Raw genomic sequence first — 18752 nt, 5'->3', positions numbered from 1 at the left:
TGCAGCCTGTGACGCTCCGCGTCACCTCCCGTTCTCGAATGCGCGTCTTCTGCCGGACGCGGAGCGTCCGGGGCGGCGTTACCACGCAGAGCGTGGGAACGATCGGCACTCGGCGCGAGTGGTGTTTCAGTGGGACCGGCTTCAGCCGGGAAGAGGCCGGGGTGATCACCTTCAATTCTGCGGTGCGATGCTGAAGCCGGTCCTACCAGGCGCTGCGGAGGTCGGGGCCGCGCGGCCACCTACGCAAATCTATGCACGTCGCTCGTCGAGGTGAGACGTTTCAGCCTGAATTTGCGGTAGCATTGCTGGCATTTAGATGACGGCCAGAATCAGGAAGCCTTATGTCCAGAATTTCCCACTCCGCTTTGCGTCGCAAATTCCGTGAGCAGCTGGCTTCGCAGCACTGCGTCGAGACGGCTTCAGTGTTCGATCCCATGTCGGCGCGCATTGCGGCGGATCTGGGCTTTGAGGTCGGTATTCTGGGCGGCTCGGTGGCGTCGCTGCAGGTGCTGGCAGCCCCTGATTTCGCGTTGATCACCTTGAGCGAGTTCGTCGAGCAGGCCACCCGCATCGGCCGCGTCGCGCAACTGCCTTTTATTGCCGACGCCGACCATGGCTACGGCAACGCCCTGAACGTCATGCGCACGGTGGAAGAACTGGAGCGCGCCGGTGTGGCGGCGCTGACCATCGAAGACACCTTGCTGCCGGCGCAATTCGGCCGCAAATCCACGGACCTGGTGTCCATCGAAGAAGGCATCGGCAAGGTCAAGGCCGCCCTTGAAGCCCGCGTCGATCCGGAACTGACGATCGTCGCCCGGACCAACGCCGGCGTGCTGCCGGTCCAGGACATCATCGAACGTACCCTGGCCTACGAAAAGGCCGGCGCCGACGGCATCTGCATCGTTGGCATCAAGGACTTCGAGCACCTGGAGCAGATTTCGGAAAAGCTCACCGTGCCGCTGATGCTGGTGACCTACGGCAACCCCGAGCTCAATGACCGCCAGCGCCTCGCCGATCTGGGCGTGCGGGTGGTGGTCGCCGGGCACGCGGCGTATTTCGCTGCGATCAAGGCTACCTACGACAGCCTCCGCGCCCAGCGCCAGGTCACCCACAGCACCTCGAATCACAGCGCCACCGAGCTGACCCACACCTACACCTTCCCGGAAAATTACGTGGCCTGGGCCAAGGATTTCATGGACGTGAAGGAGTGAGGCTGCGACGTGGCGCATGATTGCGTCACGCCGCCTGCACGCTTCATGCAGTTACCGCTGCGGTCCGCGACACCTTCCACGCCAACAGCGCGGCGACGAGCAAAAACACGCCGCTCGTGATAAATGTCGCGCTGTAGCCCACCCCGTCATACAGCAAGCCACCCGCCGTTGCGCCCAGCGTGATCGCCAGCTGGATCACCGCAACCATCAGCCCTCCTCCCGCCTCGGCGTCTTTGGGCAGCGTGCGGGTCAGCCAGGTGAACCATCCCACTGGCGCACAGGTTGAGATCAGACCCCAGGCGCCGAGCATCACCGCGGTCATGGCAAACGACTGACCGCACGCCAGCAGCACGATGGCAATGCCCGCCATCAGCACCGGAATGGCGATCAGTACCCGGTACAGACTTTTTGCCAATACGGCGCCAATCATCAGCGTCCCGGCCAGCCCTGAGACGCCGATGATCAGCAGCAGGATCGACAGCTTCGGCACATCGACCCTGGTCACTGATTCCAGAAACGGCCGCAGGTAGGTGAACAGCGCAAACTGGCCCATGAACAGGAAGGCTACCGCCGCCATCCCGTAGACCACCTTCGCGCGGCCTAGCAATCGAAACACGTCCATCGCCGATCCGGACGAGCGCTCACTGGGCATGCGCGGCAGCGTGAAGGCCTGCCAGCACAGCGCCAATGCAGCGAGCGGGACCACGCAGAAAAACGCGCCGCGCCAACCAATCAGCCCGCCCAGAAAACTGCCCAGAGGCGCCGCAACGGCGGTGGCCAGCGCCGTACCGCTCTGCACCATGGCGATGGCCCTGGGCACCATCGACTCGGGGGCAATGCGCATCATCACCGCCGTGCTCATCGACCATGAACCGCCGATCGCAACACCCAGCACCGCCCGACCGAACATCAGCACCGGGTAATTCGGCGCGAAGGCAACCATTGCCCCCGAAACGATCAGCAAGGCAGTCAGGGTCAGCAGCACCGGCTTGCGATCAAGCCCACGGGTCAGCGCAGACAGAAACAGACTGGTGACCACCGCAAAAAATCCCGAGATTGAGATCGCCTGACCTGCCTGGCCTTCGGTCAGGCTCAAGTCGGCAGCAATGGGCGTCAGCAGACTGACCGGTAAAAACTCGGACGCGACCAGCGCGAACGCACACAGCGACATCGCCAGCACGGCGCCCCACACACGGTGGGTTGTTTCGGTCATCGATACAGCGGGGGTGCCCATGAACATGCTCCAGCTCATTCAGCCCCGCCATGCAGCGGGGCCAGTGATCAACAAACGGCGCGCAAACCGCGCGTGCAACAAAAAGGACCCTTCCGGCAGGATCCGGCACGTGACCGGATCGAGCCGTCTTGAACAGCCTGGGGGTTACTTCAGATGGGTCTGAAAGAAAGACGTGAGCCTGTCGAAAGGAATCAGATCCACCCGGTCATATAAGTCCACGTGCCCGGCACCCGGAATGATCACCAGCTCTTTGGGCTGACCGGCCAGGCGATAAGCCTCCTCGCTGAACTCACGGGAATGGGCGTTCTCGCCGGCGATGAACAGCATTGGCCGCGGTGAAATCGTCTCGATGTCAGCGAACGGGTAGAAGTTCATGAACTTCACGTTGCTGGTCAGCGTGGGATGCGTGGTCAGCTCAGGCGACTGGCCCTTCGGGGTGAACTCGCCACGTGGGGTCCGGTAGAAATCGTAAAACTCACGCTCGATCGGGTTGGAGTGTTCGGTGAGTGTGTCCACGGTGCCGCTGGTGTACTGGGTTTTGCCGCCGGCAAACTCGACATCACGTTGTGCAGCGGCGGCCGCGATGGCCTCTTTGCGTTGCTCGACACTGACCGAGTGCTGCAGGCCGTTGCGATTGACGCCGCCCATGTCATACATGCTCACGGTCGCGACAGCCTTCATGCGTGGGTCGATCTTCGCAGCGCTGATGGCGAAACTGCCGCTGCCGCAGATACCCAGCACGCCGATGCGGTCGCGATCGACGAAGCCCTGGCTGCCGAGGTAGTCGACAGCGGCGCTGAAGTCTTCGGCGTAGATCTCGGGGGACACCAGATTGCGCGGCCGGCCTTCGCTTTCGCCCCAGAAGGACAGGTCGATGGCCAGCGTAATGAAACCCTGCTCGGCCAGTTTCTGCGCGTACAGGTTCGAGCTCTGTTCCTTCACGGCGCCCATGGGGTGACCGACGATGATCGCGGGGTACTTGCGGCCAGTGATCATGTCCTTCGGCACGAACAGGTTGCCCACTGTTTTCATCTCGTACTGGTTGTTGAACGTCACCTTCTGCCGGGTGACCTGTTCACTGGTGTAGAAGTTGTCAGCTCCGCTGGACATATCGGCTCCCATTGTCGCGAATGAGCTGACCAGCAAGGCCAGCCCCATCATCAGCTGTTTCATGAATGTCTCCGGCGCCAGGGCATGGCGCAAATGAAGTGTGCGATGCACATCTTCATGGCGCGGGCCGGGCAACCCGTAGAGCGATCCGGTGGTTTTCTTGCCTGATCCGATCAATCCCGAGGCGCGAGGCTGGACGGCTGTTTTGCCGGGCACGTACAGTTCCGGCTCAATGGCACAACAGCAAAACCAAGGGGAAAAACATGGGTGATACCGCGCTTTCAACGCTGGCGAAAGGCAGTGCCACCCGCGCCCGGTTGCAAACCCTGACGAACGCCATCGGGCACCTCACGCCGGCCTCCGGTGACTTTCCCACCGCCATCGCCGACCTCGGCCTGTTTCGTCGCGAAGCGCCCTCGCCGCCGGTCATGTGCATCCTCGCGCCGAGCATCGTGCTGGTGGTCCAGGGCGCCAAGGAAATGGTCATCGGCAGCGACGTCTACCCCTACGACACGACGCGCTTTCTGATCACCTCGCTGGACGTGCCGGCCAACTCCGCCGTGACCCTCGCCAGCGCGGACGTGCCGTGCCTGGGACTGGTGTTCAAGCTGGACCTGCGCACCTTGACCGAGCTGATCGCCCAAGGGGATGCGCCAACACCGAAGGCGCGCACCGTGGGCAAAAGCGCGGGCATCGCCAGCCTCACGTCCGCGCTGCTCGATCCCTTGGCCCGACTGGTCGACCTGTTGCAGGAGCCCGACGCCATTCCGGTGCTCTGGCCCCTGTTGCAGCGCGAGATTCATTTCCGCCTGCTCACATGCGATCAAGCGCCGCTGCTGCGACACATTGCGTCGGTCGACAGTCAGGGTTACCGCATCGCCAAGGCCATCGACTGGCTGAAGCTCAATTACGCGACAGCCCTGCGCGTCGAAGACCTGGCCGCGCGGGTGCAGATGAGCGCGCCGAACTTTCACCTGCACTTTCGCAACCTGACGTCCATGAGCCCGCTGCAGTACCAGAAATGGCTGCGCCTGAACGAAGCCCGGCGGCTGATGCTCAACGACCATCAAGACGCCGCCAGTGCAGCGTTCAAGGTCGGCTACGAAAGCCCGTCGCAGTTCAGTCGCGAGTACGGTCGGCTGTTTGGCGCACCGCCGAAAAAGGACATTACGCGGCTGCGCAGCCAGGCCGTGGCGGCGTCATGATCGTCTCCGCACCAGCCCCTCAGTCTTTTTTGACCGGCCCTGCCAGGTAGGTCTGCTCGGTCACCGGCTCCAGCCAGTCGACCGGCTTGCCGTCCAGCGCTTCATTGACCGCGACGTGTTGCATGGCAGTGGTGTCGGTCGCGCCGTGCCAGTGACGACGGCCGCAGTTACACCAGATCAGATCGCCCGGACGGATTTCGGTTTTCGGCCCGCCTTCACACTGGGTCCAGCCGACGCCATCGGTGACCAGCAGGATCTGGCCCAGCGGGTGGGTGTGCCAGTTAGTGCGGGCGCCCGGCTGGAAATTCACGATGGCCAGACCGACCCGCGCCGGTGCCGGGGCGCTGAAAATCCGGTCAATGCGCACGTCGCCGGTGAACCAGTCTGCGGGGCCCTTGATGGCTTTGGCCGAGCCGGCGCGGTGGATTTGCATGTCTTCAGCAGCGCTGTCAGTGGCGGTCATGTCAGATCTCCAGAAAGTGTGCAGCCAGCGTAACAAGGGCACATTGGCGACAGTATCCGTAGAATGCTTCGATCAAAATGAAGGAGCGCTTCGCAATGGCGGATTACAAACTCGATGATCTGGCGGTGTTCGTTGCAGTGGGTCGAGAAGGCAATTTCACCCGCGCCGCCGCCGCGCTGGGCATCTCCCCCTCCGCCGTCGGCCAGACCATGCGCCTGCTGGAAGAGCGTCTCGGCGTTCGCCTGCTCACCCGCACCACCCGCAGCGTGACCCGCACCGAGGTCGGCGAGCAGTTATTCAAGGGACTGGCGCCGCTGCTCGACAGCATTGAAGAGCAGGTCAACGCCGCCATCGAGCACAGCGGCCGCCCGTCCGGCACGGTGCGCATCACCGCCGACGAATTCGCCGCGCGTTACGTGCTCTGGCCTCGCCTCAAACCATTGCTCGATCAATACCCGGACATGACCATTGAGCTGGTCACCGACTACGGCCTGACCGACATCGTTGCCCAGCGCATCGACGCTGGTGTGCGCCTGGGTGACACCCTCGCGGCAGACATGATCGCCGCGCCGATTGCCCCGCCGTTGCGGCTGATGACCGTGGCGTCCCCCGAGTACCTGGCGCGGCATTCCACGCCGCAGGTGCCGGAGGACTTGCCCCGCCATCGCTGCATCAACCTGCGCCTGCCCACCCATGGCGCGCTGTACCAATGGGAATACGCGAAAGAAGGCCGCGAGATTCGCGTGCGCGTCGACGGGCCGCTGATCATGAACAGCGTGTTCCAGATACTGCAGGGCTGCCTGGACGGCGTCGGTCTGGCGCAGCTTCCCGAGGGGCTGGTGGCCGGGCCTATCGAGCAGGGGGAACTGGTGGAAGTGCTGGCCGATTGGTGCGAGCCGTTCGAGGGCTATCACCTTTACTACCCCAGCCGGCGCCAGCACACGGCAGCGTTTCGCGTGGTGCTGGACGCGCTGCGGATCAATCCGCTGGCGTGAGAATACGGGCCGGAAACGGGTTCAGAAGTCGAAGCTGAACTGATCCTGGGAACTGAGATCGATGGTCCGCGAGATCACGAACGGCAGGATCGCGTCGGCAATCGGCTGCAGCTGTTTGCTGATGTAGTGGTCGTAATCGATGGCCGCCGTACGCACTTCCAGCGGCTCGGGTCCGGCGACCGTGATCACGTAGCTGATCCAGCCGCCATTCTGGTACTGCAACGGCCGACCCTGCTGGCGGTTGTACTCATCGGCCAGCCGCGCGGCGCGCACATGGGGCGGCACGTTGCGTTCGTAATCGTCGAGGGCCCGGCGCAGGCGCTTGCGATAGACAAGTTGGCCGTCGAGCTCCCCGGCCAGGGTTCGGCCCACGTACTCCCGAATGTATTCCTGAAACGGCTGACGCTGGAAAATCCGCAGGTACAGCTCCTGCTGAAAAGTCCGGGCCAGCGGCGACCAGTCAGTGCGCACGACCTCCAGCCCCTTGTAGACCATTTCGTCTTTGCCATCGGCGCGGGTCACCAAACCTGCATAACGCTTCTTGCTGCCCTCCTCCGCGCCGCGAATGGTCGGCATCAGGAAGCGCTTGAAGTGGGTTTCGAATTGCAGCTCGAGCGCACTCTCCAGCCCGTATTCCTCTTTCACATGAGCGCGCCACCAGTCGTTGACCTGCTTGACCAGCGCGGTGCCGATCTGCGCGGCATCGTCCTGCTCATGGGCTTTTTTCAGCCAGACGAACGTCGAGTCGGTATCGCCGTAGATCACCTCGTAACCCTGGGCTTCGATCAGCAGCCGGGTCTGGTGCATGATCTCGTGCCCGCGCAGGGTGATCGATGACGCCAGCCGCGTGTCGAAGAACCGGCAACCGCTGGAACCGAGCACGCCGTAGAAAGCGTTCATGATGATTTTCAGCGCCTGGGACAGCGGCGCATTACGCTCGCGTTTGGCCACCTCGCGCCCTTCGGCCACCCGCGAAACGATGGCCGGCAGACAATGCCGGGTTCGGGAAAAACGCGCGCCACGAAAGCCTTCCACCGACTCGCTGTCGTCGGGGTGCTTGAGGCCTTCGATCAAGCCTACGGGGTCAATCAGAAAGGTGCGGATGATCGACGGATACAGGCTCTTGTAATCGAGCACCAACACCGATTCGTACAGCCCGGGGCGCGAATCCATGACGAAACCGCCGGGGCTGGCTTCCGGCATGCGCTCGCCCAGGTTCGGCGCGACGAAGCCCTGGCGGTGCATCAGCGGAATGTACAAATGCTCGAACGCGGCCACCGAACCGCCGCTTCGATCCACCGGCAGGCCGGTCACCGTGGCGCGTTCGAGGAGGAAGGTGAGCAGCTCGGTCTTGGCGAAAATCTGCGTGACCAGCTCGCAGTCCTTGAGGTTGTAACGCGCCAGCGCCGGCTTGTCCTCGGCGAACATGCGGTTGATCTCGTCCATGCGCTGGTACGGGTTGTCGATGGCTTTGCCTTCGCCGAGGAGCGTCTGCGACACGTTTTCCAGACTGAACGACGGAAAGCTCCAGGTCGCCGAACGCAGCGCTTCGATGCCGTCGATGATCAAGCGCCCGGCCGCCGCCGCGAAGAAGTGATTGTTGCGCGCGCCGTGTTCGCGCCAGGTCATCACCTCCCCGCCGCGCCCCAGACGCAGCGGCACATTCAAGCGCCGAGCGTGCTCGTGCAGCACGCGCAGATCGAACTGCACCACGTTCCAGCCGATGATCCCGTCGGGGTCATGGCGGGCCATCCATTCGTTGAGTTTCTCCAGCAGCGCAACGCGGGTGTCGCAGTATTCGAGCTTGAAATTCACCTGGGCGTCGTCGCCATTGGCCGGGCCGAGCATGTACACCTGACGCTCGCCGCAGCCGTGCAGGCCGATGCAATACAGCTCGCCGCGCTCGGTGGTTTCGATGTCCAGCGAGACCAGTTTCAGGGTCGGTCGGTACCGTGGATCAGGCCTGAGTTGCGCGTCCAGCAACAGGCCATTGGCGTCCGGCCGCCCGCCGAACTGCACCGGCGCGGTGATGAAACGCTCCATCAGGTAGCGCTCGGGCGGGCGGATATCGGCTTCGTAGACGTCGACGCTGGCTTTGCGCAGGTCGCTTTCCAGGTTCATCAACTGGCGATGCTGACGCGTATACAGCCCCATCACCGGGCGATGGCGGAAATCACACAGCTCCAGTGGCTTGAGCTCGACATGGCGCTCGTTGCGCAACACGGCTTCAGCGCGCTCGCGGTGCAGCTCCGGGATAAACGCGACGGACGTCTGATACGGCAGGCGCACCTGGCGCGGCCCCTCGTCGGTGGCCAGCCAGAATTCCACTTCGGTGCCGGCGTCCGTGTCGCGCCAATGCCGGGTCAGGACGAAGCCCTGCTGTAAATCCACCGCTGCAACCTCGTCGCGTTTTATTTCAGACGGGGATTCTACGGTGAATGATGTAGGAAAGCGCGGCGGCTGCGGGAATAGGTAAGATCGCGACTTTGATGCCCTGCGGGCCTTTCGCGAGCAAGGTGGAGCGCCACCCCGGTCGCTCCTACATTTGCTTAAACGTGCCATGGCCTGACAGACCGAGTTGCCAGCTTTTGAGCAACATCGAAGGCTGGGCGGGGCCAAACAAGACGGGCAATGAAAGTCTTCCAGACTGCGGCACGTTGCAAAAAATGTGGGAGCGAGCTTGCTCGCGAAAGGCCCGAAGGGCTTCAAAGTTGCGATTCTGACTGTTCTATCCTACGGCAACGATGTCACAACAACTCGACCATCATCTGAGGGATCCAGCATGCACGTTCGACGTACCGCCCTGACGACTTCCATCCTCGCCGCGCTGTTGAGCGGCGGCGCCCTTTTTGCCGGCAGCGCCTATGCCGCCGATGTCTCCCCCGAGCAGTTATTGAAGAAGGCCGAGGCCGAGCAAAAACCTTATCTGGCCACCGTCAAGCAACTGGTCGACATCGACACCGGAACGGGTCAGGCACCCGGCCTGAAAATGGTCAGTGCGGTGCTGGTCGAACGGCTGAAGGCTTTAGGCGCAACAATCGAAACCACGCCGGCGACGCCCTCGACGGGCGATAACATCGTCGGCACCCTCAAGGGCACGGGCAGCAAATCCTTTCTGCTGATGATCCACTACGACACCGTGTTCGGTCCGGGTACCGCCGCCAAGCGGCCTTTCCGCGTCGACGGCGATCACGCCTACGGACCCGGCGTCGCCGATGCCAAAGGTGGCGTGGCCATGGTGCTGCATACCCTGAAGCTGCTGGAAGACCAGAAATTCAAGGACTTCGGCACGATCACCGTGCTGTTCAACCCTGACGAGGAAACGGGGTCCGCCGGCTCGAAAGCCCTCATCGCCGAACTCGCCCGCAAGCACGACTACGTGTTCTCGTTCGAGCCACCGGACAAGGACGCCGTGACCGTCGCCACCAACGGCATCAACGGCGTGTTCGTCGACGTCAAAGGCAAATCCTCCCACGCCGGCTCCGCCCCGGAAGCCGGGCGCAATGCGGCCATGGAACTGGCCCATCAACTGGTGCAGCTTAAGGACCTGGGCGATTCGGCCAAGGGCACTACGGTGAACTGGACCCTGATCAAAGGCGGCGAGAAGCGCAACATCATCCCGTCGAGCGCCGCGGCTGAGGGCGACATGCGCTATTCAGACCTGAGCGAATCCGATCGCGTATTGGCCGACGGTCAGCGCATCGTGCAGGGCAAAATGATCGACGGCACCGACGTCACCTTCCGCCTCGACAAAGGCCGCCCCCCACTGGCAAAAAACCCCGCAACCGACGCCCTCGCCAAAACCGCCCAGGCGATCTACGCCAAAACCGGCCGCACCCTCGAACCCATCGCCATGCGCTTCGGCACCGACGCCGGCTACGCCTACGTCCCCGACAGCCAAAAACCCGCCGTCCTCGAAACCATGGGCGTCGTCGGCGCCGGCCTCCACGCCGACGACGAATACATGGACCTCACCAGCATCGCCCCGAGGCTCTACCTGACGGCGGCGATGATCATGCAACTGTCTGAGAAATAATGCGGGGCGCTTTTTAGAGCTTGTCGATAGATCGCGACTTTGTTGCCCTTCGGGCCTTTCGCGAGCAAGCTCGCTCCCACATTTGCTTAAACGTGCCATGGCCTGATAGACCGAGTTGCCAGCTTTTGGGTTGCGTCGAAAATTGGGCGGGGCTACATAAGACGGGCTTTGATTTTCGCCTTTGATCATCATTACGACGCAAAAAGTCCAGACGACGCCAATCGCGACTTTGGTGCAGGCTGAACGCAGACGACGCGGAGTGGGCCGAGCCGCATGGATGCGGCGAGAGCGCCGTCAGGACATGGATGTCCGTTCGGCGCGGGCCCACGGAGCGTCGTCGAAGTGAGGGTATTCCGACGAAGGAGGAACCCAACCAGGAGCAAGCACCCTTGGTTACTTGGGGTGCTTTTCCAAGTAACTCGCCGAAGGCGAAACGTCTGCCCCCAGGCAGACGCTCTTGATCTTAAGGTCGTTGATCTTGATCTTGATCTTAAAAACCTCAACCGCGAAGCGCCCCTACGACGCCTGCCACGATCCGGTCCACATCGTTTGCATCAATCACCAACGGCGGCAACAGCCGAATCGTCTGCCCACGCGTCACATTGATCAACACCCCATACTCCTGCGCCGCCACCAGACACACATCCCGAATCGGCCGCCTCAACTCAATCCCGATCATCAACCCCATCCCCCGCACCTGCGCCACATCAGCGTGCCCCGCCAGCGCAGCGCGCAGACCCGCCAGCAACCGCTCCCCCTGCACCGCCGCATTGAGCAAAAGCCCCTCATCCTCAACGATATCCAACACCGTATAACCCACCCGGCACGCCAGCGGATTACCGCCAAACGTACTGCCATGACTGCCCGGCGTGAACAGCCGCGCCACCGCCGCCGTCGCCAGACACGCACCAATGGGAATGCCATTGCCCAGCGCCTTCGCCAGCGTCATCACATCCGGAACGATCCCCTCATGCTCGAACGCAAACCAGCGCCCCGTCCGACCCATGCCCGTCTGGATCTCATCCAGCATCATCAGCCAACCGTTTTGAGTGCAATGGTCGCGCAGTGCCTTCAGATAGCCCGGCGGCGGCAACGCCACACCGCCCTCGCCCTGAATCGGCTCGACCAGCACCGCGACGATGCGCTCGCCATGCGCCAACGTCGCCTGTTTAACCGCAACGATGTCACCGAACGCCACCTTCACGAACTCCCCCGACATCGGCTGATAACCCAGCCGCGCGGCGCCGTTATCGCTGGCCGACAACGTGCCGAGGGTGCGGCCGTGAAAGGCGTTGTCCATCACCAGCACCAGCGGATGCTCGATGCCCTTGGCCCAGCCATACAAACGCGCCAGCTTGAGCGCGGTTTCGTTGGCCTCGGCGCCGGAATTGTTGAAAAACACCTGCTCCAGGCCCGACAGCCGGGTCAGACGTTGCGCCAGCTTCTGCTGCCAGTCGATGCGGTAATGGTTGGACGTGTGCAAGAGCAGCCCGGCCTGCTCGCTGATCGCGGCGACAATCTTTGGATGGCTGTGGCCGACGTTGGTCACCGCAACACCCGCGACGGCGTCCAGGTACAGACGGCCGCTGTCATCCCACAGCCGCGCGCCTTCGCCGCGGATGAAGCTCAACGGCATGGGTTTGTAGGTGTTCATCAGGCAGGCGGCGGTCATGTCGGTGGCTCCATCACGGGTAAGTGAGGCCAGTATCGTTAGCCCGTTCTGATGTATAAAGACCGCCATCCTTCAGTGACTTTAAAGCAGGACTTGATAATGGATGTATTTCTGGCGATGACGGTCTTCGTCAAAGTGGTCGAAGGCGGCAGCATGACCGCGGCCGCGCGCCAGTGCGAAATGTCGACGACCATGGTCGGCAATCACCTGAAAGCACTGGAGCAGCGCCTCGGAGTGAGCCTGTTGCAGCGCACCACGCGCCGGCAGAACCTGACCGAGTTTGGCCTCGAATACTACCGACGTTGCGTCGAAGTACTGGGGCTGGTGAATGATTCCGAGCGCATGGCCGAACAGGCCCAGACCGAGCCCAGCGGCACCTTGCGCGTCACCGCCCCGCCAGCCTTCGGCGCCGAACGGCTGGCGCCGTTGCTCAGCGATTTCGTCCAACGCTACCCGGAGATCAAGGTGGAGGTGGTGCTCAGCAATCAGACGATGGACCTGATCGAGCACGGTTTCGACGCCGCCATCCGCCTCGGCACCCCGGAATCTTCGGCCTTGATTGCCCGGCCCCTGCAGGACTACACCCTGACCATCTGCGCAGCGCCCGTCTATTTGAAGCGTCGGGGTACACCGAAAACCGCCGATGACCTGCGCGACCACGACTGCCTGGCGTTCGCCTACCCCGCCGGCGATGACTGGCGTGCCGCCGACAAATTATGGCGCCTGACCGGGCCCGACGGCGTGATGGAGGTGCCGGTGTCGGGCTCGATGATCGTCAACAGCACGCCGGCGCTGCGCCAGGCCGTGCTCGCCGGCATGGGCGTGTCGATGCTGCCCGACGTGCTGATCAGCGAGGACATCGCCAGCGGAAAGCTCGTGCCACTGCTGCAGGATTATCAACCGCCCAGCCGCACGCTGTGGCTGATGTACCCCCAGGACCGCTATCGCCTGCCCAAGGTGCGGCAGTTCGTCGAACATGCTTTACGGGCCTGGGGCAAATAAGCGCTCACGCCAGCGAAGTCGTCAACGCGAATTGATAGCAGGCATGTCGGGTATCGACCGACAGAAATAGTGCCCCGGGGTCCCCATCGATACAGTCGTTGCAACACTCAACGACAGGCATCGAGGTCGACAATGTCACGCGCCATCAAATTTCATCGCTTCGGCAAAGCCGATGTGCTCAGTTGCGAGGAGCAGCCTGACCGGTCCCCCGGCCCACAGGAAGTGCTGGTTCGTGCCGAAGCCATCGGCATCAGCTGGGACGACGTACTGTGGCGGCAGAACCTGTCACTGGCACCGGTGCAACTGCCAGCGGGTCTGGGCAGTGAAATGGCCGGCGTCGTCGAAGCCGTGGGCGCTGGCGTGACCGACTTGAAGGTGGGCGACAAGGTGGCGAGCTTCAAAGCCATGAGCGCCAACCAGTACCCGGTGTGTGGCGACCACGTGATGGTCCCGCGCAATGCGCTGACCCTTTACCCCGACGCACTGACGCCCGTGGAAGCCAGCGTTCACTACACGCCGATGCTGCTGGCCTGGTTTGCCTTCATCGACCTCGCCAACGTGCAACCGGGCCAGACCGTGCTCGTCACCGACGCGACGTACAGCCCCGGCATTGCCTTCGTGCAGTTGGGCAAGGCGTTGGGCCTGCGGGTGATCGCGGCGACGCCCCATGGGCAAGACCGTGAATACCTGCTGGCGAACGGCGCCGATCGGGTGATCGTCACCGACGAGGACGACATCGGCCTGCGCATCGAGTCGCTGACCCACGGCCATGGCATCGAAGCGGTGTTCGACGGACTGGGCGGCATGCAGATGTCGATGCTCGGTGACGTGCTGGCGCCCCGCGGCAGCCTGGTGCTGTACGGCCTGCGCGGTGGCAACAAAACGCCTTTCCCGGCGCAGCAGGCATTCCGCAAGAACATGCGCTTCCACGTGCATTGCCTGGAAAACTTCACCGGCAAACCGGAGCTGGGCATCGAGCAGAATGGCCCGGCGCTGCAACGGGCACTGGACGCTATCAACGATCTGACGGCCAAGGGTCTGCTCAAGCCGGACATCCACCGCACCTGGCCCTTCGAGCAGTTCGGCAAGGCCCACAACCACCTCGACGAGCATCCCGTGCGCGGTCGCGTGGTGCTGAAAGTCAGATGAGCGCACGCCGCCATTCACATGGGGTAACAGACCTGAAGAACTGCCTTGGTTGACGTCGGTGACGCGGCGGCCACACTCCAGAAAAGGACTTCCCGAGCGAATGACCGCTCACCCCGCTCCGCCCTCGGAGCCTCACCACACGTCAAGGAATGACTGTATGCCCCTTAACCCATCGGCTTCACCCCGTCCGCCCCATCTCGACTGGATGGCGCACATCCCGGAACTCGCGCAGTTGCGCATTGACCAACTCATCCTCCCCGGCGCCCACAACGCCGGCAGCGACAAGCTGTCACCCAACTTCGCCGTCCCCCAGGAGATGGCCCAGGACGTCGCGCCCCTGGAGCAATTGCGCCAGGGGGTGCGCGCGCTGGATTTGCGCGTGGCGTTTTATTCGAAGTATGAAAAGGGTGACCCGCGGCGTTTTCAGCTGTTCCACCTGACCTCGTCAGGGCGCACGGTCGCCGGAGACATTCTGGCGTGCGTCCATGCATTTTTTGAAGAACTGGAACAGAACGGCTCCCCGGCGCGTGAAATCGTCATTCTGGATTTCCATCAGTTCAAGGATTTCACTGAACTGACCCACAGGGAATTTCAGAACCTGCTAACCAAAACCCTTGGCCCGAGGGCTGTGCCACGGCAGCTGAGCAGGCTGACGCTGGAAGGCATCTGGCGTGATCATCCGGGCAAAAACGTCGTGCTTGCCTATAACAGGCGCTCCGGCGACGAGCTGCTGTGGGACGGGGTCAAGCAGCGCTGGCCGGGAGAAAACCTGTTCAACACCAACACCTTGAAGGCGTTCGTCAACGAAGTGGCAGTGGAAAACAAACCCGAGTTCAGCCTGACCGCCATCCAGTGCGCCAAGTATTCATTGCCGCTGCACGCGCCCAGTGATTTGAGCGGGAAGATCGATCAGTGGTTCGAGTCGACGAACGAGAACAGCTTCATCCAGAATTTCTACATCATCAACACCGACTGGACCCTGCGCAGCACGCTGGTCGCCCATTGCCGTCACGCCAATGGTATGCGTGCCCGCTTCAACCTGCGCCATCCCGATCAGCCGTTGCAACCCAGGCGGCGAGCCGTCAGCAGCGCGTGATCAAACCCTGTCGGGCGACGCGGATCAGTTGGTGAATCACCGCTTCCGCGCGCTCGGCAGCGGGCGCCTGAATCACGGCCAGGTCGAACTGGTCGTTGCTGAAGCGCTCAAGGGCATCGTCGGTTTCGATGAATTGAATGAGGAAAGCGTGCGGGCCGCCCTGGCGACGCGGCCAGCCGTCCAGGTAACGCAGCAACGTCGGCTGATGGGCGCCGCCCAGAAGGATTTGTGGATTACGACGATTGAACTGGCTGGCGATGGGGGCCAGACGAACGAGGGGACGCGGGTGGGAATGACTGCTCATAGTGTCGTTTTCTCTGCCTCATTGATCCGCTGGGCAGCGGTGAGAGGCAACACCGAACCAGCGCTTTAGCGGAATTTCGATGACGAATGACCGTCACCCGGCGCCCCGCAAGTAGCTGTTTAAATCGGCGCATGAACGGCATCCTAGAGAAGCGCTGTAGGCATTGTCAATCGACGGATACTGTCGCGCCCCTGTCTAAACGGACGCAAAAAAATCCCGACGCTCTGAGTGACCGGGAGAATCAGCGACGCGCGATCAATCGGTCGACGGACAGGCGACCCGCGCCTTCGAACAGCACCGCCACCGCAGCGGCGATCAGCGCCAGTCCGAACTCATAACCGTTGTTGGCCATGAACAAGCCGTTGTGGATGTGCACCGAGAGAATCGCCACCACCAGCATCACGATCACCACCAGCGCTGCAGGCCGTGCCAGCAAGCCAAGGAACAGCGCCAGACCGCCGAAGAATTCCGCGCTGCCGGACATCAACGCCATCAGGTAGCCAGGGTTCAGGCCCAGGCTCGCCATGTACTGGCCAGTGCCTTCCAGGCCATAGCCGCCGAACATACCGAACAGTTTCTGGCTGCCGTGGGCCATTAGGATGATGCCGATGAGAATCCGCAGGCCGGTGATGCCGAAACCGGCATGGGTGTTGAAGATCGATTTAAGTTGAGCATTCATGGCGGTTAATTCCGTTTGAGTTGAGAATGGCGCCATCTTAATCGGTTTTATAAATATGAAAATCGCAAAATACGCGTTATACGTATCGAATCCTTGGATCTGTCACCGTGCCTCAGGACGTTCCAATGAACTGCGGGCCTGGTCGAACGCCAGGTAGTACTTGTTGACGCTGTTCACGTAGCTCACGACGTTCTTGCCGCCCTGCTCCATGGCCACGCGCTCGACCTGAAAAAACCACTGGTTCGGGTTGAGCCCCTGGCGCTTCGCCTCCGCACGCATGGCCTGCACGCGCTCCGGGCCGAGGTTGTAGGCAGCCAGGGTAAACGCCATGCGCTCACGCTCGTTGATTTTCGGGCTGGCGAAAAACTTGCGCCGCAGCAGCGCCATGTATTTGCTCGCCGCCTGCACGTTACCGTCGAGGTCGTGAATGTTGTCGACGCCGACGCGCTGGGCGGCCGACGGGGTGATCTGCAGCAGACCGGTGGCGCCGCTGCCACCCTTGGCGACCGGGTTGAGCGCCGACTCCTTGAAGGCCACGGCGGCGAGGTCGAGCCAGTCCATCTTCTGTTTGTCGGCGTGCAATTGCAGCGTGGGACGCAGTTTCTCCAGGCGCTGACGGTCTTCGCGCGCCAGCGGATTGTGGATCTGGTAGCGGTCCTTGTAGGCGGTCTGGAAGGCGGCGTCCTGATTGCGCGGCGGTTCGTAGGTTTGCAGGAAATGGTCGACGGCGCCGCGCAACACCACGGCGTCCTTGCGCACGAACCAGTTCATGTCCCCCGGATCGCTCAAGGCAGCAGCGCGGTCGATCCGCAGCTTCGGCATCACTTTGGCCCAGCGCTCGGCGATGGGTTGCTCGACCACGGTCAGGTGGTAAACACCGGCCTGAACCATTTCCAGCACGTCTTCCACGGCCAGACTCGGGTCAACCCATTCGATCTTCACCGGCGGCAGCTTGCGCAGGGCCAGCTTCTGATTCAGCTGCAGGATGGCCTCATCGGCGGCGCTGCCGCTGGTGAGCATCAGCGTGCGGCCCGAGAGCTGTTCGGGACGCCGGAGGCCGCGCTCACCCTTGACGCCCACCACCACCAGCGGCACCTGGGCGACCACCGGTTCAGACGCGTCGACGTAGCGGGCGGCGCTGGCGTCCAGGAGTTCGCCCGGCGCAACCATGTCGCCTTCGCCCCGCTGCAGCGCGGCGAGCAGCTGGTCCTTGGCTTTGGGAATGAGCTTGAGGGAGATCTTCTGACCGTCGCGGGCGTGGCTGTTGAGGTAGGTTTCGAACGCCTGCAAGCGACGGCACTCGACGCCAACGGGCTCACCCTGAACTTCGGCGGAGCTGTTGCGGCTCTGATTGACCAGCACCCGCAGGACTTTGCCACTGCGGATCGCCGGCAGGTCGCGCACCTGACTCTTTTTGATCACCACCGGCGGACCGGCGGGGCGCGGCGACGCGTGGCTGGGCACGGCCAGGACGCACATCAGGGAAAGCAGGGACGCTCGGATCATTGACGCTCCGATGAAAGGCCGAAAAAAACGGGCTTGAAGTCTGTGTCGCGCAGCTGAACGGCTCGTCGCGTGCATCGCGGCATGCGTCAACAAAAGCGGGATCACAGGATTGGGTATTCCAAGCAGTTGAACCTGCTTGTTTTTTATCGCTTCAATCGCTCTGGTATTCTTCTCGGCCTCTGGCCTGAGGTAGCACCATGCAACTAATAGACATTGGCGTCAACTTGACCAACCCCAGCTTCGCCGCCCGCGAACATGAGGTGGTGGAACGCGCGTACGCCGCCGGCGTCGGCCAGTTGATCCTCACCGGCACCGACGTCGAAGGCAGCGAAGAGGCCTTGGCGTTATCCCGCCGGCTCGATGAAAGCGCCCAACGTCTGTTCAGCACTGCCGGCATTCATCCGCACTCGGCAAGCGCCTGGACGGGCGAAACCGAGAGCCAGCTCAGGGCGCTGCTGCGTGAAAAGACCGTCTGCGCCGTGGGTGAATGCGGGCTGGATTTCAATCGCGACTTCTCCCCTCGCCCGCAGCAGGAAAAGGTTCTGGAAGCGCATCTGGCACTGGCCGTCGAGCTGCAATTACCGGTGTTTCTCCATGAGCGCGATGCCGACGAGCGCCTGCTCGCCATTTTGCGGGACTACCGCGATCAGCTCCCGGCGGCGGTGGTGCATTGCTTCACCGGAGAAAAACGCGCGCTGTTCAACTATCTGGATCTGGACCTGCACATCGGCATCACCGGGTGGATCTGCGACGAGCGCCGGGGCACGCACCTGCACCCGCTGGTCCGCGAGATTCCCCGCGGCCGGTTGATGCTGGAAAGCGACGCGCCCTATCTGCTGCCCCGCACCTTGCGGCCCAAACCAAAGAACGGCCGCAACGAACCGGCCTATCTGCCCGAGGTCCTGCGCGAAGTGGCGCTGCACCGAGGCGAAAGCCCGGACGACGTTGCGGCCCACACCACCAATTGCGCTCGGGCGTTTTTTTCGTTGCCGGCGGTGGAAGCTGCCGTTCACGCATCGTAACAACAGGCTCTGCCTTGTTCCGCAGGTCAAAACGGTAGGAGCGCCGTCTGACCTGTCATCACATAAAC

16 protein-coding genes are annotated in these 18752 nt (G+C 62.6%); 8 read left to right on the top strand and 8 right to left on the bottom strand.

The features are described from left to right. Positions 1-341: 341 nt before the first annotated feature. Positions 342-1211 (top strand): isocitrate lyase/PEP mutase family protein, encoded by an 870-nt coding sequence (locus QMX88_RS15965; RefSeq protein WP_065986037.1) that lies wholly within the window; start codon positions 342-344, stop codon positions 1209-1211. Between the two features lie 43 nt (positions 1212-1254). Here the strand turns inward: QMX88_RS15965 and QMX88_RS15960 are convergent, their stop codons facing one another. Next, positions 1255-2445, bottom strand: coding sequence for an MFS transporter (locus QMX88_RS15960; RefSeq protein ID WP_282371017.1), 1191 nt, complete (start codon positions 2443-2445; stop codon positions 1255-1257). Between the two features lie 144 nt (positions 2446-2589). Beyond that, positions 2590-3618 carry an alpha/beta hydrolase gene (locus tag QMX88_RS15955; protein ID WP_282370983.1) on the bottom strand — a complete coding sequence of 343 codons (1029 nt, stop codon included), beginning with the start codon at positions 3616-3618 and terminating at the stop codon, positions 2590-2592. A gap of 200 nt (positions 3619-3818) precedes the next feature. On the opposite strand from QMX88_RS15955, the gene QMX88_RS15950 reads away from it, so the two are divergent. After that, a complete protein-coding gene (locus QMX88_RS15950) occupies positions 3819-4760 on the top strand; it encodes an AraC family transcriptional regulator (protein ID WP_282370981.1) in 942 nt (313 codons plus the stop codon). Positions 4761-4779: 19 nt separating this feature from the next. Here the strand turns inward: QMX88_RS15950 and QMX88_RS15945 are convergent, their stop codons facing one another. Beyond that, the gene (locus QMX88_RS15945; protein WP_282370979.1) at positions 4780-5223 is read right to left on the bottom strand and encodes a (R)-mandelonitrile lyase; all 444 of its coding nucleotides are present in this window, start codon (positions 5221-5223) and stop codon (positions 4780-4782) included. A gap of 95 nt (positions 5224-5318) precedes the next feature. On the opposite strand from QMX88_RS15945, the gene QMX88_RS15940 reads away from it, so the two are divergent. Next, positions 5319-6218: a LysR family transcriptional regulator gene (locus QMX88_RS15940; protein WP_282370977.1), complete on the top strand. Its 900-nt coding sequence runs from the start codon at positions 5319-5321 to the stop codon at positions 6216-6218. A gap of 21 nt (positions 6219-6239) precedes the next feature. Here QMX88_RS15940 and QMX88_RS15935 read toward each other — a convergent pair whose 3' ends face one another. Beyond that, a complete protein-coding gene (locus QMX88_RS15935; protein WP_282370975.1) occupies positions 6240-8609 on the bottom strand; it encodes a DNA polymerase II in 2370 nt (789 codons plus the stop codon). Positions 8610-9000: 391 nt separating this feature from the next. Here QMX88_RS15935 and QMX88_RS15930 point away from each other — a divergent pair, with 391 nt between their 5' ends. Next, positions 9001-10254: a M20/M25/M40 family metallo-hydrolase gene (locus QMX88_RS15930; protein ID WP_282370973.1), complete on the top strand. Its 1254-nt coding sequence runs from the start codon at positions 9001-9003 to the stop codon at positions 10252-10254. A gap of 499 nt (positions 10255-10753) precedes the next feature. Here the strand turns inward: QMX88_RS15930 and QMX88_RS15925 are convergent, their stop codons facing one another. Next, positions 10754-11926, bottom strand: coding sequence for an aspartate aminotransferase family protein (locus tag QMX88_RS15925; RefSeq protein ID WP_282370972.1), 1173 nt, complete (start codon positions 11924-11926; stop codon positions 10754-10756). A 99-nt stretch (positions 11927-12025) separates the two neighbouring features. Here QMX88_RS15925 and QMX88_RS15920 point away from each other — a divergent pair, with 99 nt between their 5' ends. The 3 genes from QMX88_RS15920 to QMX88_RS15910 all read left to right on the top strand — a co-directional run bounded on the left by QMX88_RS15920 (position 12026) and on the right by QMX88_RS15910 (position 15173). Beyond that, the gene (locus QMX88_RS15920) at positions 12026-12928 is read left to right on the top strand and encodes a LysR family transcriptional regulator (RefSeq protein WP_282370969.1); all 903 of its coding nucleotides are present in this window, start codon (positions 12026-12028) and stop codon (positions 12926-12928) included. Between the two features lie 132 nt (positions 12929-13060). Continuing rightward, on the top strand, positions 13061-14077 hold the full coding sequence (locus QMX88_RS15915) for a zinc-dependent alcohol dehydrogenase family protein (protein ID WP_282370967.1): 1017 nt from the start codon (positions 13061-13063) through the stop codon (positions 14075-14077). A 157-nt stretch (positions 14078-14234) separates the two neighbouring features. Beyond that, complete coding sequence (locus QMX88_RS15910) at positions 14235-15173, top strand: hypothetical protein (protein WP_282370965.1); 939 nt, start codon at positions 14235-14237, stop codon at positions 15171-15173. On the opposite strand, the gene QMX88_RS15905 is transcribed toward QMX88_RS15910, so the two are convergent. From QMX88_RS15905 to QMX88_RS15895, 3 genes are all read right to left on the bottom strand, one after another. Beyond that, positions 15160-15477: a class I SAM-dependent methyltransferase gene (locus tag QMX88_RS15905; protein WP_282370964.1), complete on the bottom strand. Its 318-nt coding sequence runs from the start codon at positions 15475-15477 to the stop codon at positions 15160-15162. The two genes, QMX88_RS15910 and QMX88_RS15905, sit on opposite strands and share 14 nt — an antisense overlap. 241 nt (positions 15478-15718) lie before the next feature. Continuing rightward, the gene (locus QMX88_RS15900; RefSeq protein ID WP_192172189.1) at positions 15719-16156 is read right to left on the bottom strand and encodes a DoxX family protein; all 438 of its coding nucleotides are present in this window, start codon (positions 16154-16156) and stop codon (positions 15719-15721) included. Between the two features lie 102 nt (positions 16157-16258). Next, on the bottom strand, positions 16259-17662 hold the full coding sequence (locus QMX88_RS15895; protein ID WP_282370960.1) for a transglycosylase SLT domain-containing protein: 1404 nt from the start codon (positions 17660-17662) through the stop codon (positions 16259-16261). Between the two features lie 197 nt (positions 17663-17859). Here QMX88_RS15895 and QMX88_RS15890 point away from each other — a divergent pair, with 197 nt between their 5' ends. Next, on the top strand, positions 17860-18684 hold the full coding sequence (locus QMX88_RS15890; RefSeq protein WP_282370958.1) for a TatD family hydrolase: 825 nt from the start codon (positions 17860-17862) through the stop codon (positions 18682-18684). The last annotated feature ends 68 nt before the right edge of the window (positions 18685-18752 follow it).

The sequence above is a fragment of the Pseudomonas sp. PS02290 genome (assembly GCF_029960075.1).
In the GTDB taxonomy this organism is placed as follows: domain Bacteria; phylum Pseudomonadota; class Gammaproteobacteria; order Pseudomonadales; family Pseudomonadaceae; genus Aquipseudomonas.
The sequence above is the reverse complement of the archived record's forward strand: the minus strand, read 5'-3'. Positions and strand labels throughout refer to the sequence as shown.

What these genes read in the sequence shown, in the direction of transcription:
- QMX88_RS15965 (WP_065986037.1), top strand. Translation starts at nt 342, where the DNA reads ATGTCCAGAATTTCCCACTCCGCTTTGCGTCGCAAATTCCGTGAGCAG.
- QMX88_RS15960 (WP_282371017.1), bottom strand. Translation starts at nt 2,445, where the DNA reads ATGGGCACCCCCGCTGTATCGATGACCGAAACAACCCACCGTGTGTGG.
- QMX88_RS15955 (WP_282370983.1), bottom strand. Translation starts at nt 3,618, where the DNA reads ATGAAACAGCTGATGATGGGGCTGGCCTTGCTGGTCAGCTCATTCGCG.
- QMX88_RS15950 (WP_282370981.1), top strand. Translation starts at nt 3,819, where the DNA reads ATGGGTGATACCGCGCTTTCAACGCTGGCGAAAGGCAGTGCCACCCGC.
- QMX88_RS15945 (WP_282370979.1), bottom strand. Translation starts at nt 5,223, where the DNA reads ATGACCGCCACTGACAGCGCTGCTGAAGACATGCAAATCCACCGCGCC.
- QMX88_RS15940 (WP_282370977.1), top strand. Translation starts at nt 5,319, where the DNA reads ATGGCGGATTACAAACTCGATGATCTGGCGGTGTTCGTTGCAGTGGGT.
- QMX88_RS15930 (WP_282370973.1), top strand. Translation starts at nt 9,001, where the DNA reads ATGCACGTTCGACGTACCGCCCTGACGACTTCCATCCTCGCCGCGCTG.
- QMX88_RS15925 (WP_282370972.1), bottom strand. Translation starts at nt 11,926, where the DNA reads ATGACCGCCGCCTGCCTGATGAACACCTACAAACCCATGCCGTTGAGC.
- QMX88_RS15920 (WP_282370969.1), top strand. Translation starts at nt 12,026, where the DNA reads ATGGATGTATTTCTGGCGATGACGGTCTTCGTCAAAGTGGTCGAAGGC.
- QMX88_RS15915 (WP_282370967.1), top strand. Translation starts at nt 13,061, where the DNA reads ATGTCACGCGCCATCAAATTTCATCGCTTCGGCAAAGCCGATGTGCTC.
- QMX88_RS15910 (WP_282370965.1), top strand. Translation starts at nt 14,235, where the DNA reads ATGCCCCTTAACCCATCGGCTTCACCCCGTCCGCCCCATCTCGACTGG.
- QMX88_RS15905 (WP_282370964.1), bottom strand. Translation starts at nt 15,477, where the DNA reads ATGAGCAGTCATTCCCACCCGCGTCCCCTCGTTCGTCTGGCCCCCATC.
- QMX88_RS15900 (WP_192172189.1), bottom strand. Translation starts at nt 16,156, where the DNA reads ATGAATGCTCAACTTAAATCGATCTTCAACACCCATGCCGGTTTCGGC.
- QMX88_RS15895 (WP_282370960.1), bottom strand. Translation starts at nt 17,662, where the DNA reads ATGATCCGAGCGTCCCTGCTTTCCCTGATGTGCGTCCTGGCCGTGCCC.
- QMX88_RS15890 (WP_282370958.1), top strand. Translation starts at nt 17,860, where the DNA reads ATGCAACTAATAGACATTGGCGTCAACTTGACCAACCCCAGCTTCGCC.